Raw genomic sequence first — 14706 nt, 5'->3', positions numbered from 1 at the left:
TGTCGTTGCAGCAGAGAAACGAGATTATGAAGAAGTTTTTATCGCTTGTCAAGTCAGCGTCGTTTTTAACTTCGCTTTCTTGCTGCGGCCTCTCCAGGTCTCGCCAGGGCTTTCGCCCTGCCTTAGCAGCTATCGAAACATCAGGGTAAACCCTAAACTTTCGGCAACTGCCAAGCCCAAGACTATAGCACAATTTTTGCAGATCTTGCAACTGGCTTCTGCCTGATTTGCGTCGATCCTTGCAATAACCGCTTGGCGTTCATGACTGATTGCCTTCGCGGCAGGCGGTGGTGGGTTGCCCCGTCCGCCTGTTGCACTTGCTTGGCTTCGCGGCTCAGAACTGCGTGAACTGCGAAGGAGCGAGACTATAGCACAAATTTTCTGGCTGTCATGTGCGTGTCGCAAATTGCCTGAGTGGCTGGGTGCGTTTGGGCGGCGTGCGCTGCCCGTTCTCCATCGCTCTCTATATATAAGAGGGATAACAGGGCAACTGGCAGCGACCGCTGCGCGTAGTTGGGTTCGGGGGGCCACAACGCGCAGAGGAGTCACCAGCGAATGTAGTCGGCGTTGCGCAGGCGTTCCAGTTGCCGGCGCACGATCGATTCATTGATCAGCCATGGCGGCGCGCCGACATCTTCGAGCAGGCGTGGTTCGATGTCCACGGCGAGATTGCGGATCCGGGCTGCGTTGCGGTGTTGGCGGTACGCTTGCCAAAGTCGGGAGAGGAGGCTTTGGTCGGGCGCGTGCATTGACGCGAGTACGGCCGGATCCGGCGACGTGGGCTTGGGCATCGAGGCCGTCGAACCCAAGGGGGATGACGCCAAAAATGGTTGCGCGGTCATAACGGGCTCCTTTGCAATTCCGTTTTGGTAAGAGTATTCGCCCAATGTCGCGCTGAAAATCCAATTGTTTTGGCGTGATCGGTAAGCTACGATGACCAAACCGATCCCGGTCCGGATTGCCGGATAGAAACGAATGAAGGTTCGCCGTGCGATTACCCCTTAATACCCTCCCTGCCTTTCGCGTCGTGGCCGAGTTGCAGAACCTGCGCGCCGCGGCGGAACGGCTGCATCTGACGCACAGTGCGGTCAGCCAGCAGATCAAAGTGCTGGAGGAACAGCTTGGCTTTCCCTTGTTCGAACGCAGCGGGCGCGGCATCGTGCTGAATTCCGCGGGCGCTGCGCTGTTGTGCAGCGTGCAAGGCGCGATGGCGCTGCTCGATGAGGGACTGATGGCGGCGAACGCGGCGGCGACGGGCAGCGAGCAGCGGCTGCGGGTGTCGGTGCTGCCGTCGTTCGCACAACGTTGGCTGTTGCCCCGCATGGCGCGCTGGCGCGCCCGGCATCCGGGCGTGGCGTTGGAGATCGAGACGTCCCAGAACGTGGTGGATCTGTTGCGGGACGGCTTCCATGCGGCGCTGCGGTTTGGCCGCGGACCGTGGGCCGGGGTGGAGTCGGAGCCGCTCTTTGACGTGCCGTTGCCGCTGATCGTTCTGGCGTCGCCGGAGACGATGGCCGCCCTGCCCGACGATACGCCCGCCACGCTGGCGCGCCAGCCTTTGCTGGGCGAGCGGGAGTTATGGCAGCACTGGTTCACCGCGGCGGGGTTTCCCACACCGGTCACGCCTGTCGCGTCTTTCAATGATGCGGGAATGATGTTGCAGGCCGCCGAACAGGGATTGGGCATCACCTTGGGTCGGCAACTGCTGGCGGCGGACGCGCTGTGCGCGGGGCGGCTCGTGCAGGTGTCGCCCGTATCCGTGCAGTATGAGTTGGCGCAGACCTATCACCTGGTTTATCTGCCCAGTCTGCGCGACTGGGCCCCGCTTGCCGCATTCAAGCAGTGGCTGCGGGACGAGTTGGAGATGTCGCGGCAGACGCTGGTGACAGGGAAACCCGAAGGCGAGGCTTAGGCCTGGGATTGGGCAAAAAAAAGTAAGGCAGCTTGCGGCGGCCTTACCCAAATCAAAACGCGGCGGCAGTAAACCTTCAAGCGTGCGTCAGGCCGCTTTGCGCGCGGATGAGGCGACCGGCTGCATCGAATCCGTTTCGTTGAAGCGCTGGTGCCAGGAGAAGGCTTCCTCCAGCAGGTGCGGCGTCTGGCCGCCGCGTTCGCAGGCGCGGTCGAAATAGTCTTGCAGCGCGTCCCGGTACGACGGATGCACGCAGTGCTGGATGATGGCCCGCGCCCGCTCGCGAGGCGCGAGGCCCCGCAGGTCGGCCAGGCCGCATTCGGTCACCAGCACGTCGACGTCGTGCTCGGTGTGATCCACATGGGACACCATCGGCACCACGCTGGAGATGTCGCCGTTCTTGGCCATGGACTTCGAGACGAAGATCGCAAGATGGGCGTTGCGGGCGAAATCGCCGGAACCGCCGATGCCGTTCATCATGTGCGTGCCGCCGACGTGCGTCGAATTCACATTGCCGTAGATATCGAATTCCAGCGCCGTGTTGATGGCGATGATGCCCAGCCGGCGCACGATCTCGGGCGCGTTGCTGATTTCCTGCGGGCGCAGCACGATGCGTTGGCGATAGTGCTCCATGTTCGCGAGGATCTTTTCGTAGACGGGCTTGGACACCGTGATGGACGACGCCGAAGCGAAGGCCAGCTTGCCCTGGTCGAGCAACTCGATGGCGCTGTCCTGCAGGACTTCGGAATACATCGTCAGGTTCTCGAAACCGGACGATTCGAAGCCGTGCAGCACCGCGTTGGCGATGGTGCCGATGCCTGCCTGCAAGGGCAGCAGCGCATTGGTCAGGCGCCCGGCGGCCACCTCGCGGCGCAGGAAGTCGTTGATGTGCCCCGCGATCGCGTTGGTCTCGGCGTCGGGCGGCAGCGCGTTGGACGGGCTGTCGGGTTCCTGCGTGATGACGATGGCGGCGATCCTGGCGGGGTCGACCTGGATGCAGGGCTGGCCGATGCGCTGGTCCACCGACACCAGGCCGATGGGCTGGCGCGTGGGGCGATCGCCCGGGATGTAGATGTCATGCAGCCCTTCGATCTCCGCGGGCACGCTCATGTTCAGCTCCACGATGATCTTGTCCGCCTGCTGCACGAAGGACGCGGAATTGCCCACCGACATCGTCGGCACGATGGCGCCGGACTCGGTGATGGCGGCGGCCTCGATGATGGCCACGTTGATCGGGCCGAGGTGGCCCGCGCGCAACTGTTCCACCGTCTCCGAGAGGTGCTGGTCGATGAAGGCGATTTCGCCCTGGTTGATCTTGCGGCGCAGGGTCGTGTCGACCTGGAACGGCAGGCGGCGAGCCAGCGCGTTGGCCTGCGCGAGCAGCTTGTCGGTGTCGTGGCCGAGCGAAGCGCCGGTGATCAGCGTGATGGACAAAGGTTCGCGCTCGGCGCGGGCCGCCAGCGCGGCCGGCACGGACTTACAGTCGCCGGCCCGGGTGAATCCGCTCATTCCAACGGTCATTCCGTCCTGAACCAGTAGCGCCGCCTGCTCGGCGGACGTGATCCTGGCGTGCAGCTCAGGGTTGCGAATACGGTCCAGATGCATGGTGTCTCCAAATTCAAAGGCCTGCGGCTGGCGGCCGGGCGCGGCGTTGCCGCCTTGCGCGCCCGGGCACCGTCTGACGCGGCGTTTCCCGAGGTCCCACGGGCCGCGGATACGGACGGTGGGACGATTTTTCGGCAGTATAGGAAGGCGGGCTCAAATCTCGTAATGACTTAAAATCATCCAAATAAGTCGTTTTTTTCATCATTTGATTTTTTCTCGCGCAATGCGCGAAGGACCGCCCCGACATGGATGTGCGCGCGTTGCGGTATTTCGTGGAAACCGTCAGGCATGCCAGCTTCACGCAGGCCGCCAAAGCCCTGTTCGTCACGCAATCCACCGTGAGCAAAATGATCCGGCAACTGGAGGAGGAAGCCGGCACCCCGCTGCTGATCCGAGACGGGCATACCGCGCGCCCCACCGACACGGGCCGGGTCATGTACCTGCGCGGCCTGCAAGTGCTGGAGACGATGCGGCAGCTTTCGGAAGAACTGCGCCAGACCGCTGAACTCGGCCGCGGGTCGCTGGAGGTCGGCATCCCGCCGATGATCAATCTGCTGTTCACGCCGGTGGTCAAGCGATTCCGCGAATTGCATCCCGGGATTCATCTGACGCTGCGCGAAGGGACCGGCCAGGCGGTGGAGAGCCTGGTGGCCAGCGGAGAGCTGGAGATTGGCGCCACCATCCTGCCCGTCGCACCCGATGGCGGGCTGGCCGCGCAGGCGTTCGGCAGCTACCCGATCTGGGTGATCGGGCCGCCCGACGCGCCATGGGCCGGAAAGACGTCGCTGCCCCTGAGCGCGCTGCGCGAGGCGCGGCTGCTGATACCCACCGACGACTTCGCCATCACGCGCCGCTTGCGCCAGGCATTTGCAGACGCGGGCTTTCAGCCGGGCATTGCCGCGCAGAGCGCGCATTGGGATTTCCTGGTGGCGATGGCGTCGGCCGGACTGGGCGTGGCCCTGCTGCCCGAGCCGCTGATGCAGCGGATGAAGACCCGTGGCCTCAGCACCGCCAAGCTGGCCAAGTCCGGCATGCAATGGGAAGTGGGACATATCTGGCTGCAGTCGGGCTACCTGTCCTTTGCGGCCCGGGCGTGGCTGGAGGTGTGCGACGCCGTGCTGGGCAAGCCCCGGCATCGGGCCGCGCGCGGTTCCCAACGCCCATCAAGTTGAATCCAAACGTTGGCCGCGTAAACAGGGGTTGCGCAGGCAGGCATGGCCTGCCGCGCGGCGGGCGGTGTCGTGGCAATCCGCCCCCGTTTAATCGGCCTGCGGGCTCGGCCATTGGAGCGCACCCGCCAGCCTGAAAATACAGGGACACAACACCAGTTTTTGTTGCAACGCGCAGGCCGAGGCCTTGCTATGCTGCGGCCTCGACGCGAGCCACTCGTCCAGGACCATGATCCCGACAACGCCTTCTTTGCTTACGCGCGCCCGCCTGGTCCGCGCCCCCAACCTGGCGGCGCTGCTTGCAGCGCTGCTGCTGGCGTTCTGCTTTCTGCCCGCCTTCGCCGCGCCGCCCGCCACGCCGGTCGATACCGAGGCCGTGCTTGCCGCCGCGCGCAAGCAGATCGACGATATCCGCAAGCAGATTCCCGACGTCACCGACGATGCCGTCCTCCTCAAACAGCGCGGGGAGGCCTTGGATATCCAGTCCAAGGCGGACGCCGCCACGGAGGCGCTGACGCCGCAACTGGCCAGCGTGACGGCGCGGCTGAGCGAATTGGGCACGCCGCCGGAGGGCGCCAAGGAAGCGCCCGACGTGGCGGCGCAGCGGGCACAGCTTGAAAAGAACAGCCGCGCGCTGGACGCGCAGCTCAAGCTGGCCAGGCTGCTGTCGGTGGACGCCGGCCAGACGGCGGAGCAGATCTCGGCGCAGCGACGCAAGCAGTTCCAGGCCCGCCTTGGCGAACGGCGCGATTCCTTTCTGTCCGGCCAGTTCTGGGCCGAGTTCCGCCAGGAGTTTCCGCGCGACCTGCAGCGGCTGGAAGCGCTGCGCAGTAACCTGTCGACCGCAGTGGGACAGACGCCCAAGTGGGGCTGGCTGCTGCTGGCCGCTGCCGCCGGCCTGGCGATTGCGCTGCGCGTGTGGGTAGGCCGATACCTGCTGCGATTGACCGCGACGCGCGTGCCGCCAGGGCGCCTGCGCCGCTCCTTCCTGGCGGTGGCGCTCGTGGCGCTGTCGGTCGCCACGCCGGGCGTGATCGCCCTGCTGATCCAGGCCGGCCTGGACTGGAGATCGCAGCTGTCGGATCGCACCGATTCCCTGGTGACCAACCTGGTGGCCACGGTCTGTTTCGGCGGCTTCGTCTCCGGGATGGGCTATGCGCTGCTGTCCACGCATCGACCTACCTGGCGTTTGCCCCCCGTCAGCGACATCGTGGCGAACCGGCTGCGCTGGCTGCCCGGCGCGCTGGGCGTGCTGGTGGTGCTGATCTGGCTTGCCGAGGGGCTGCCGGTCCTGTTGGACGCAAGCCTGACGACGACGATCACGTTGACGGGCATGGTCGCCGTGCTGAGCATGGCGATGCTCGCCGCCGTGCTGGCGATCAGCCGCCGCCTGCGCCGCCAGGTCATGCAGGACAGCGAGACGCCGGTGCCGTTGTGGGTTTCCCTGATGCTGGCCGCCGTCTGGACCGTGCTGATCGTCAGCCTTGCGAGCCTGCTGGCGGGCTACGTGGCGTTTGGCAGTTTCCTGGTCAAGCAGGTGCTGTGGGTGCTGATCGTGCTGGCATCGGCGTATCTGGCCTCGACGCTGATCGAGGATGGTTTCAGCACGCTGCTGGGCACCTCGCACCGCGAGGGCGGCGACGGCGAAGGGCCCAGCATGCGCGACCAGGCGGCGGTGCTGCTGTCGGGCCTGGGGCGCGTGGCGATCGCGCTGCTTGCCATCACCCTGGTGCTGGCGCCGTTCGGCGAGGCGCCGATGGACCTGGTGCAGCGCTTCGACCAGCTCCGCAAGGGCCTGGCCATCGGTGAGGCGCAGATCCGGCCCGGCGCGGTGCTGCAGGCGCTGATCGTGCTGGCGCTCTCGCTGCTGGGCGTGAAGATGCTCAAGCGCTGGCTGTCCCACCGCTACCTTCCGACGACGGAGCTGGACCCGGGAATGCAGCTGTCGGCGGCGACGCTGTTCGGCTATGGCGGGTTCGTGGTGGCGGTGGCGCTGTCGCTTTCGGCCGCGGGTATCGGCCTGGAGCGCGTGGCCTGGATCGCCAGCGCGCTGTCGGTGGGTATCGGCTTTGGCTTGCAGGCCGTCGTGCAGAACTTCGTGTCGGGCCTGATTCTTCTGGCGGAGCGTCCGGTGAAGGTCGGCGACTGGGTGTCGCTGGGCGGCGTCGAAGGCGACATCCTGCGCATCAATGTGCGCGCCACCGAGATCCAGATGGGCGACCGGTCCACGGTGATCGTGCCCAATTCTGAATTCGTGACGAAGACGGTGCGCAACGTCACGCGGTCCAATCCGCTGGGTTTGGTGCAGATCAAACTGCCCATGCCCCTGTCCACGGACGCCGAACGGGTGCGCGAACTGATGCGGCAGGCCTTTGCGGATCACGAGGACGTGCTGGAGTCGCCGGCGCCCGACGTATTTCTGGACGGCATCGACGCTGGCCATCTGATCTTCAACGCAAGGGGCTACGTGTCCTCCCCCCGCGCGGCGTATGGCGTGCGCAGCGCGTTGCTGTTCACGGTGCTAAAGCGCCTGGACGAAGCCGGGCTGGAGGTATCGTCTCCGCCCACGATGCTGCTCGCGACGGCGCCGGAACCCGCGCAGGCGCCTGCCCCCGCGGCGGTTCCGCCGCCCGCCACGACCTAGGCCCCCCGCGGGACCGCCGCCGTCTCGCTTCCTTAGCCTGGCGTATACAGGTCTGCGAACTGCTGCCGTTCCAGGCGCGGATTACGCAGGGGCGGCGCCGTCAGCGCCGCGCTGCGCGCGGACACGACGGGAGCGCCCTGGGCCATGGGCGCCTGGGGTTGCGCGGGCGCGGAGCGCGCCGTCTGTATCGGCGGCGGCGCGACCTGGGCCACGGCCCCGCTGTCGAACCGGTGGTCCGCCGTCGTCAGGGCGGGGTTGGTGCACAGCCCCTGCGCCACCAGCGCCGCCTTGGTGCGGTCGTCGGTCTGGCACAGGATGTCGATGGCCGCCGTCTCCAGCCGCCGCGAGCGGTCCGCGTCCTTGGTGGACGCCGCCGCCTGCATGGTGCGCTCGAAATTGCGGCGCAGGCTGCATTTCTGGTCTTCGATCGGAATCGCGACATTCATGCCGAAGCCCACCACGGAGCCGCCGCCGCCGGCGGACACCATGCAGCTGTCGGAAGAGAACGAGCCGTAGAAGCTTTGGCCGCCCACGGGCGGCGCGCTGCGCAAGGTGCTGGTGCCGCTGTTGCTGGAGTTCAGTGTGATGCCCTGGTTATTGCCCGCGTTGGTCGCGCCGGACGACGCCGATGTCGTGGAGCTGGAGGTACTGGTCTGCGCCCCGGCCGACGCGGCGACGAGCGACAGGGAGATGGCTAAAACAATGGTCTTCATGATGTCCCCTCGCCCGGACGGCCGAAGCCGTCCGGATAATTGGGTCAGCGATTGAACCCGCCGACATGGCCCACCGAGCCGATGCCGTGTATCGACCCGAAAGCGCCGATATTCGCCGCGTGGAACGTTCCTGTCGCCGACGCGCTCGTTTCCGTGCTGCCGAATGTTGCCCCGCCATTGGCGATGCTGTCGCCGACCATGATGGGCGCGTTGCCCGAGACATGGCCGTAGGACTCGCTGTTGGCGTATTGGCGCGTGCTGGTCACCACTTGCGTGCCGTCGCGACTGAAGCTTCCGCCGACCTCCGCGATGCCGCCCGTGCTGCCGAACGACGTCTGGCTCGACGAGCCGTAGCCGTTGACCTGGGTGGCCACCACGGAGCTGCCTGACGAGATGGATGTGGCGGTGCCGTTGATGGCGCCGGCATGCCCGGTGATCGAGCCTCCTACCTGACCCGGGCCGGTGGCGTAGGCCGATGCGGCAAACAATGACAACGCGGCGACTGCTGCGAGCTTTTTCATTTGAGCTCCTCCTGATCCGTCTGCACGGATGCACAGGTGCCGGAGACCGACCGGCGCGGACCGTTACTTCCCCGTGGGCTGCGCCCTTTCAGGGCGAGGCGCATGGGACTTTCGTAGTGGTACGGAATGATTGCGCCGCGGTAGGCAGATCGGTATCGGTTAAACGAACGACCGGGTCTTTCTGGAGGATGGACTCGCGCATGACACGAACCTGAAAGCGTAGAACGCGGCCCTGCCTGGCCCGTCGTATGGCCGAGGCGGGCGGCATGACAACCCCGCCTTGCAGCCAGGGCTTCAACTCAACGGATGGGACGATGCGTCCTACGCTCGCGCGTGATGCCTAACGCGCAAGGCGGAGGCACAGGACGCGCAGCGGCTGCACGGAAAGCCCGCGCCGCGGCGGTCAGCCGCCCGCGCGTTCCCGTGCAATGCGCAGCAGCCAGCCGGTCTCGCGGCGGGCGAGCATCAGGTCGACGGCCACCAGGACCAGAAGGAATCCGCACTCGGCAAGTTCCAGATTGGCCAGCACCTGGTAGCTGGCCAAGAGCGCCATGCCGCAGACGCCGGCCAGATGCGCGGGCCAGGCCGGCGGCAGGCCCCGTTCGTCCCAGGGAGCGCCGCGCCGCAGACATAGCCAGGCGACGAGCGGCAGGCTGAGCATCGACAGCGGAATGTAGATGGCGATGGCAGACAACAGCACGTCAACCCCGAATTGCGTGTGCAGGAACAACGACATCAAGGCGATGCCGCCCACGCCGATGTACCAGAACAGGCGAACGGCAATGAGACGAGTCAAGGTGACGGCTCTGTGATTCATCGGTGGGGATGGAAACGGAAATTTCGGCCATACTACTCCCGGCCCTGCCCGCCCCCCCTTCAATTGGAGACAAAGCCATGATTCAGGAGATTGCCAGCATCCACGTCCGCGAAGGACAGGAAGCGCTGTTCGAAGCCGGTGTTGCCCAGGCCAAGCCGCTCTTTCTGCGCGCCAAGGGATGCCACGGCATGGAACTGTACCGCAGCATCGAGCAGCCCCAGCGCTACACGCTGGTGGTGCAGTGGGAAACCGTGGAGAACCACATGGTGGATTTCCGCGAATCGGCCGACTTCCAGGAATGGCGCAAGCTGGTGGGCGGCTTTTTCGTCGAACCGCCCCAAGTGCATCACGAACAGCAAGTGATCTGACGCAGCGCGCCAGCCCGGGCGCACGCCTGGGGTGGCGCCATCGCGGCCGTTCGTCAGGCGCGGGTATTGATCCCCATCACGCCGCGGCCAGGCGCGCGCTGGCCGCCAGCGCCACCGCGACCGTGGTGCGCACGTCGGCCAAGGCCCGGTGCGTCGGCTGCGACGCACCCACGTGCCGCGCCAGGATATCCAGCTTGTGCGACGGCAATTCCGGCCATGCGCGGCGCGCCAACGCGAGCGTGCAATGGGTGGCGTTGGCGAACGGCAGGCCCGTCTGGAGCGCCGCCGCGCCAAGAAAGCGCCGGTCGAACGACGCGTTATGGAAGAACACCGGCAGGTCTTCCACGAACGCCAGAAAGGACGAAAAGGCCTGCGCCACGGGCACGCCGTCCCGATCGACCTCGGCCTGCGTGATGCCGGTGAGCCGGGATATGAAAGACGGGACGCGGCCGCAGGTGCGCACCACTTGCGTGTATTCGCGTTCCAGCGTGCCGCCCGCGCCGACCCTTACTGCGGCGAATTCCAGGATTTCGCAACTTGCGGTCGACAGGCCGGTGGTTTCCAGGTCGGCGACGACGAAGGGGCCGCCGAGCGCCTGCAGCGCCTGCGTCAATGCGGCCTGGGCGCGCGGGGCCGGCCGGGCGGGCGCGGCGTCGTTGGCGCGCGGCCGCCGGAAGAAATAAGTCATGGGCCTACTCCGCGGGATGCAGGGCGGCAAAGCGCGGCGAGCCATCGGCAAGCTGGCCGAAAAACAGCTCGGCCGGGCGCACCCACATACCGCGCGCGTGAGGCCACAGATGCTCGTACACCACCATGGATTCCTCGGTTTCGGAATGGCGGGCGGTGCCGATGTATCGGTACAGCCCGCCCTTGTAGTGGCGGTGCGAGGCAAGGGCGAGGGCTTCGGATTCGGTCATGACGTTTACGGCAGAGGGCATGGCCCGCGGCGCATTTCGCTGGCGCGGACGGGGTCGTTACGGACAATGCCGTCTTTATAGCGCACTCGCGCCACCGCGCTACGCAAGCCGGACGGCTTGGGCTAGGCGGCGCGCAACCGTTCGACCGCGTCGGCGCTCATCTGCGTGAGGTCTTCGGTGACGTCGCCCAGCCGGGCCGATTGCGCCAGCGACACCTCGACGACCTGGCCCATGATTTCGGTCACGCGCCGCGACGACGACACGATGCTTTCCATCGTGTCGCCCGCGGACCGGACCTGCACCGCACCGCCTTCGATCTGCTCCACCGACGTGGTGATGAGGGCCTTGATCTCCTTGGCGGCCGCGGCGCTGTTCTGCGCGAGGCTGCGGACTTCGGCGGCCACGACCGCGAAACCCTTGCCGTGCTCGCCGGCGCGCGCGGCCTCGACGGCGGCGTTCAGGGCAAGGATGTTGGTCTGGAACGCGACGCCGTCCATCACGCCGATGATGTCGGAAATGCGGCGCGAGCTTTCGGTGATGCCAGCCATGGTGCTCACGACGTCCCGCATGGTCTCGCCACCCGTTTCCGCGATGTGGCTGGCGTCCTGGGCAAGGCTGTTGGCCTGCCGCGCACGCTCCGCGTTTTCGGTCAGGCCCTGGACCGCGACGCGCAGCGTTTGGGCGGCGGTAAAGCGCTTGGTGATGTCGGTGGCGAACTTCACGACCTTGAACGGCCGGCCCTGCGCATCGAGGATCGGGTTGTAGCTGGCTTCGATCCAGACCTGGCGTCCGCCCTTGCCCAGCCGCAGGTACTGGCCGGTGTCGTGTTCGCCGTTGCGCAGCCTGCGCCAGAACTCCTTGTAGGCCGCGCTTCGGGCTTCCTCGGGCGGCACGAACATGCTGTGGTGGCGCCCCAGCACTTCGTCGGCGCGGTAGCCCACCGCGTTCAGGAAGAGCTCGTTGGCGCGGATGATGGTGCCGTCGAGCTCGAACTCGATGATCGCCTGCACCTTGGAGATCGCGGCAAGCTGGCCTTCGGAATCGGCCTGGCGCTGCTGCTGCTCGGTGATGTCGGTGGCGTACTTGACCACTTTGACGGGCTGGCCGTGCGGGTCGAAGATGGGGTTGTAGGTCGCCTGCAGCCAGACGTCCGTTCCATTCTTGCGAATCCGCCGATAGCGGCCGGCATCATGCGCGCCCCGGGCCAGTCTCTGCCAGAAAGCCGCGTATTGCGCCGAACCGGATTCGCCGGGATCGACGAACATCCGGTGATGCCGGCCCTGGATCTCTTGGAGCGCATAGCCCATGGTGTCCAGGAAATTCTGGTTGGCCATCAGGATGTGGCCATTCAAATCGAACTCGATGACCGCCTGGGATCTGTCGATGGCGTCGATCTGTCCCAGCAGATCCCTCTGCCGCGAGGGTCGGTGTCCACGAATGAATCGGTCAAGCGTATGCCAAAGCATGGTGACCTCCAGGATTCAGTTTGCCGCGCGCCTGGTACACGCGTATCTAATGGAAACTATTTAATCCTAAAAATTTGCGAGCCTCAACCTCATCGGACCAAAATTTTCCACGGCGTTGTCCTCACACACACCCGGGATAACCCGCAGCTACGCCGCGTCAAGCTCCCGATATTGCCGGAAGATGCCCTCTCCGAATGGCAGGCGCCGGCCGCTGGAAAAATAGGCCTGCAACGCAGGCAGCGCGGTCACGCGCTCGTGCAGCGCAAACACATTGGGGTAATGCGCCGCCAGGGTGGCCATGCGCTTGGGAAACGCAAAAAGCAGCCCATCGACCAAGTGATACAGGGATAGATCGACGTAGGTCCACTTCTTGCCGCCCGCCAGCCACGACTGCGGCCCGTCAAGCAGGCGTTCGAAATAGCCCAGGAATTTGGGGATGCGCTCTTCGCGAAAGACGCGCGCCCGGCGGGCGGCTTCTTCCTTCTGGTCTTCGTAGTACTCGCTGGCGGAGATGGGGTGATGCGTGTCGTGCGCTTCGGCCACCATGTCGGCAATGGTGAGCTGCAGCTGGTTTACCCAAAGGCGCCCTTCCAGCGAATCGGGGGCAAGACCGTGCTTTTCGCCCAGGAAAAGCAGGATGTTGGCCGTTTGCCCCAATGTCATCTTTCCGGCCACGAGGTACGGCGGCGCGAAAGGGGGATGCTTGCGCGCGGACTGCAGGTCGTCGATCAGCGCGCCTTCATCGGCGCCGGGGTCGCGCGCCCGCTCGCGGTACGGGATACCGCCCGCCTCGAGCGCAAGGCGCACGAACTCGCCGCGCCCGGGGATGCCATTCCAGTACCAAAGGTCGTAAGTCATACGGTCTCCTTTCAGTTGGCTCAGCCGAACCTCCAGTCTGCAGCCAGCGTCCCGGGTTAGCAAGACGCGTGCCCCGCATGCGACCTACCCCTGCGCGGCATCCTCCAGGATCATTTCGGCGCCGCGTTCGGCCACCATCATGACGGCGGCCTGCGTGTTGCCGGAGACCATCTTCGGCATCACCGACGCATCGACCACGCGCAGTCCGGCCAACCCGTTGACCCTCAGGCGCACGTCGGTGACGGCGGCGGCGTCAGTTCCCATGCGGCAGGTGCCGATGGGGTGATAGATGGTCTGCCCGTTGCGCCGCGCGAAATCCAGCCATTCGTCGTAGCTGTCCACGTCCGCGCCGGGGCTGAGCTCGGCCTGCACGAACCGCTGCAGGGCGGGCTGCCCCACGATGCGCCGCGCCACCTGCATGCCGCCCACCAGGCTGTCGCGGTCCACTTGCGCGCAGAGGAAGTTGGGGCGGATGGCAGGGCCGGCCAGCGGGTCGGCTGATTTGATGTGGATGGACCCGACCGATTCCGGACGCAATTGCGCCACGCCGATGGTCATGCCGGGATGGCGGTCCAGGATGCGTTCGGCGGCATTGGCGTAGCTGGCGTGCACGAAGAAGAACTGCACGTCGGGCGTGGGCAGGTCCGGCGCGCTCTTGACGAAACCATGCACGAGCCCCGTGCCGAGCGTGAGAATGCCCTTGTGGTTCAGGTAGTAGCGGGCCACCTGCTGCGCCAGCCGCCATCCGCGCGACATCTCGTTCAGGGTCACCGTGTTCTTCACGCGCCAGTTCATGCGCGTGGCGAAATGATCGATATAGTTTTCGCCGACCTGCGGCTGCGCGTGCACCAGGGCGATGCCGAGCGACTTCAGCAAGGCCGGATTGCCGACGCCGGACAGTTCGAGCAATTGCGGCGACTGCACCGCCCCCATGCACACGAGCGTTTCGCGGCGGGCGCGCACGGTGTGTTCCTGGCCGTCCTTGCGGTAGGCCACGCCGACGCAGCGTTTGCCCTCGAAGACCAAGCGCGTGACATGGGCGCCGCATTCGACGCTGAGATTGCTGCGTCCGGCGGCGGGCTTCAGGTAGCCGTCCACCACGCTCCAGCGCCGGCCGCGGTGCTGCAGCACCTGGTAGTAGCCCACGCCTTCCTGGTCGCCGCCGTTGTAATCCGGATTGAGCGGCTGGCCGTCTTCGCGCGCGGCCTGCAGGAAGGCATCCGACACGGGAAAGCGTTCGGCGACCTCCTCCAGGTACATCGGTCCGTCCTTGCCGCGGTTTTCGCCGCCCGGCGCGTAGTTTTCGATCTTGCGAAAGACGCGTTCGGCCACTTCGCTGCCCCAGCCAGACGCGCCGGCGGCTTCCCAACCGTCGTAATCCTGCGGTTGGCCCCGGACGTAGATCATGCCGTTGATCAGCGTGGATCCGCCAAGCCCCTTGCCGCGCGGCACGGCAATGGTGCGGCCGTAGACGTTGTCTTCCGGCTCGGTCGCGAAGCGCCAGTTGTAGGTCGGATCGACCAGCAGCTTGGAAAAGCCCGCGGGAATCGGGATCCACATGCTGCGGGCCTCTTGTCCGGCCTCGAGCATCAGCACGCGATACTTGCCGTCCGCACTCAGGCGGTTGGCGAGGATGCAGCCGGCCGTACCGCCGCCCGCGATGATGAAATCGTAGTCGCCCATCTTTGTCTACCGGTCTCGAATGTGGCTGCGCGG

The 14706-nt window shown here is 65.9% G+C and carries 15 protein-coding genes; 5 read left to right on the top strand and 10 right to left on the bottom strand.

Annotated features, from left to right (window positions below):
- Positions 1 to 226: hypothetical protein (locus BMW75_RS29630; protein WP_217646942.1), on the top strand; the 226-nt coding region annotated here is incomplete at its 5' end.
- A gap of 319 nt (positions 227 to 545) precedes the next feature.
- On the opposite strand, the gene BMW75_RS10475 is transcribed toward BMW75_RS29630, so the two are convergent.
- The gene (locus tag BMW75_RS10475; RefSeq protein ID WP_254791983.1) at positions 546 to 842 is read right to left on the bottom strand and encodes a hypothetical protein; all 297 of its coding nucleotides are present in this window, start codon (positions 840 to 842) and stop codon (positions 546 to 548) included.
- Positions 843 to 988: 146 nt separating this feature from the next.
- Here BMW75_RS10475 and BMW75_RS10470 point away from each other — a divergent pair, with 146 nt between their 5' ends.
- On the top strand, positions 989 to 1912 hold the full coding sequence (locus BMW75_RS10470) for a LysR substrate-binding domain-containing protein (protein ID WP_092579100.1): 924 nt from the start codon (positions 989 to 991) through the stop codon (positions 1910 to 1912).
- An 87-nt stretch (positions 1913 to 1999) separates the two neighbouring features.
- Here BMW75_RS10470 and BMW75_RS10465 read toward each other — a convergent pair whose 3' ends face one another.
- Positions 2000 to 3517 (bottom strand): acetyl-CoA hydrolase/transferase family protein, encoded by a 1518-nt coding sequence (locus BMW75_RS10465; RefSeq protein ID WP_092579098.1) that lies wholly within the window; start codon positions 3515 to 3517, stop codon positions 2000 to 2002.
- Between the two features lie 245 nt (positions 3518 to 3762).
- Between BMW75_RS10465 and BMW75_RS10460 the strand changes: the two genes are divergently transcribed.
- Both BMW75_RS10460 and BMW75_RS10455 read left to right on the top strand, forming a co-directional pair.
- On the top strand, positions 3763 to 4689 hold the full coding sequence (locus BMW75_RS10460; protein WP_076515564.1) for a LysR family transcriptional regulator: 927 nt from the start codon (positions 3763 to 3765) through the stop codon (positions 4687 to 4689).
- Positions 4690 to 4915: 226 nt separating this feature from the next.
- Entirely contained in the window at positions 4916 to 7330 is a 2415-nt protein-coding gene (locus tag BMW75_RS10455) for a DUF3772 domain-containing protein (protein ID WP_092579096.1), read from the top strand.
- Positions 7331 to 7362: 32 nt separating this feature from the next.
- On the opposite strand, the gene BMW75_RS10450 is transcribed toward BMW75_RS10455, so the two are convergent.
- The 3 genes from BMW75_RS10450 to BMW75_RS10440 form a co-directional block, all read right to left on the bottom strand.
- The gene (locus BMW75_RS10450; protein ID WP_092579094.1) at positions 7363 to 8043 is read right to left on the bottom strand and encodes a hypothetical protein; all 681 of its coding nucleotides are present in this window, start codon (positions 8041 to 8043) and stop codon (positions 7363 to 7365) included.
- 44 nt (positions 8044 to 8087) lie between these two features.
- A complete protein-coding gene (locus BMW75_RS10445; protein ID WP_076515568.1) occupies positions 8088 to 8564 on the bottom strand; it encodes a hypothetical protein in 477 nt (158 codons plus the stop codon).
- Between the two features lie 403 nt (positions 8565 to 8967).
- Positions 8968 to 9360: a hypothetical protein gene (locus tag BMW75_RS10440; protein WP_231952186.1), complete on the bottom strand. Its 393-nt coding sequence runs from the start codon at positions 9358 to 9360 to the stop codon at positions 8968 to 8970.
- Positions 9361 to 9458: 98 nt separating this feature from the next.
- On the opposite strand from BMW75_RS10440, the gene BMW75_RS10435 reads away from it, so the two are divergent.
- Complete coding sequence (locus BMW75_RS10435) at positions 9459 to 9749, top strand: antibiotic biosynthesis monooxygenase family protein (RefSeq protein ID WP_076515572.1); 291 nt, start codon at positions 9459 to 9461, stop codon at positions 9747 to 9749.
- A 76-nt stretch (positions 9750 to 9825) separates the two neighbouring features.
- On the opposite strand, the gene BMW75_RS10430 is transcribed toward BMW75_RS10435, so the two are convergent.
- The 5 genes from BMW75_RS10430 to BMW75_RS10410 all read right to left on the bottom strand — a co-directional run bounded on the left by BMW75_RS10430 (position 9826) and on the right by BMW75_RS10410 (position 14673).
- On the bottom strand, positions 9826 to 10437 hold the full coding sequence (locus tag BMW75_RS10430) for a 3'-5' exonuclease (protein ID WP_092579092.1): 612 nt from the start codon (positions 10435 to 10437) through the stop codon (positions 9826 to 9828).
- A gap of 4 nt (positions 10438 to 10441) precedes the next feature.
- Complete coding sequence (locus BMW75_RS10425; RefSeq protein WP_076515574.1) at positions 10442 to 10666, bottom strand: DUF1653 domain-containing protein; 225 nt, start codon at positions 10664 to 10666, stop codon at positions 10442 to 10444.
- A gap of 122 nt (positions 10667 to 10788) precedes the next feature.
- Positions 10789 to 12132 (bottom strand): methyl-accepting chemotaxis protein, encoded by a 1344-nt coding sequence (locus tag BMW75_RS10420; RefSeq protein WP_092579089.1) that lies wholly within the window; start codon positions 12130 to 12132, stop codon positions 10789 to 10791.
- A gap of 147 nt (positions 12133 to 12279) precedes the next feature.
- Entirely contained in the window at positions 12280 to 12990 is a 711-nt protein-coding gene (locus BMW75_RS10415; protein WP_092579087.1) for a glutathione S-transferase, read from the bottom strand.
- A gap of 84 nt (positions 12991 to 13074) precedes the next feature.
- Complete coding sequence (locus tag BMW75_RS10410) at positions 13075 to 14673, bottom strand: GMC family oxidoreductase (RefSeq protein ID WP_092579085.1); 1599 nt, start codon at positions 14671 to 14673, stop codon at positions 13075 to 13077.
- Positions 14674 to 14706 lie beyond the last annotated feature (33 nt).

It is taken from the genome of Achromobacter sp. NFACC18-2 (assembly GCF_900108985.1).
Classification (GTDB): Bacteria; Pseudomonadota; Gammaproteobacteria; order Burkholderiales; family Burkholderiaceae_B; genus Achromobacter.
Note: the sequence above shows the minus strand (reverse complement) of the source record. Positions and strands in the feature narration are given on the sequence as shown.

Excerpts from the sequence above, each read along its gene's own strand:
- BMW75_RS10475 (WP_254791983.1), bottom strand. The coding sequence starts at position 842 with ATGACCGCGCAACCATTTTTGGCGTCATCCCCCTTGGGTTCGACGGCC.
- BMW75_RS10465 (WP_092579098.1), bottom strand. The coding sequence starts at position 3,517 with ATGCATCTGGACCGTATTCGCAACCCTGAGCTGCACGCCAGGATCACG.
- BMW75_RS10460 (WP_076515564.1), top strand. The coding sequence starts at position 3,763 with ATGGATGTGCGCGCGTTGCGGTATTTCGTGGAAACCGTCAGGCATGCC.
- BMW75_RS10455 (WP_092579096.1), top strand. The coding sequence starts at position 4,916 with ATGATCCCGACAACGCCTTCTTTGCTTACGCGCGCCCGCCTGGTCCGC.
- BMW75_RS10450 (WP_092579094.1), bottom strand. The coding sequence starts at position 8,043 with ATGAAGACCATTGTTTTAGCCATCTCCCTGTCGCTCGTCGCCGCGTCG.
- BMW75_RS10445 (WP_076515568.1), bottom strand. The coding sequence starts at position 8,564 with ATGAAAAAGCTCGCAGCAGTCGCCGCGTTGTCATTGTTTGCCGCATCG.
- BMW75_RS10435 (WP_076515572.1), top strand. The coding sequence starts at position 9,459 with ATGATTCAGGAGATTGCCAGCATCCACGTCCGCGAAGGACAGGAAGCG.
- BMW75_RS10430 (WP_092579092.1), bottom strand. The coding sequence starts at position 10,437 with ATGACTTATTTCTTCCGGCGGCCGCGCGCCAACGACGCCGCGCCCGCC.
- BMW75_RS10425 (WP_076515574.1), bottom strand. The coding sequence starts at position 10,666 with ATGACCGAATCCGAAGCCCTCGCCCTTGCCTCGCACCGCCACTACAAG.
- BMW75_RS10420 (WP_092579089.1), bottom strand. The coding sequence starts at position 12,132 with ATGCTTTGGCATACGCTTGACCGATTCATTCGTGGACACCGACCCTCG.
- BMW75_RS10415 (WP_092579087.1), bottom strand. The coding sequence starts at position 12,990 with ATGACTTACGACCTTTGGTACTGGAATGGCATCCCCGGGCGCGGCGAG.
- BMW75_RS10410 (WP_092579085.1), bottom strand. The coding sequence starts at position 14,673 with ATGGGCGACTACGATTTCATCATCGCGGGCGGCGGTACGGCCGGCTGC.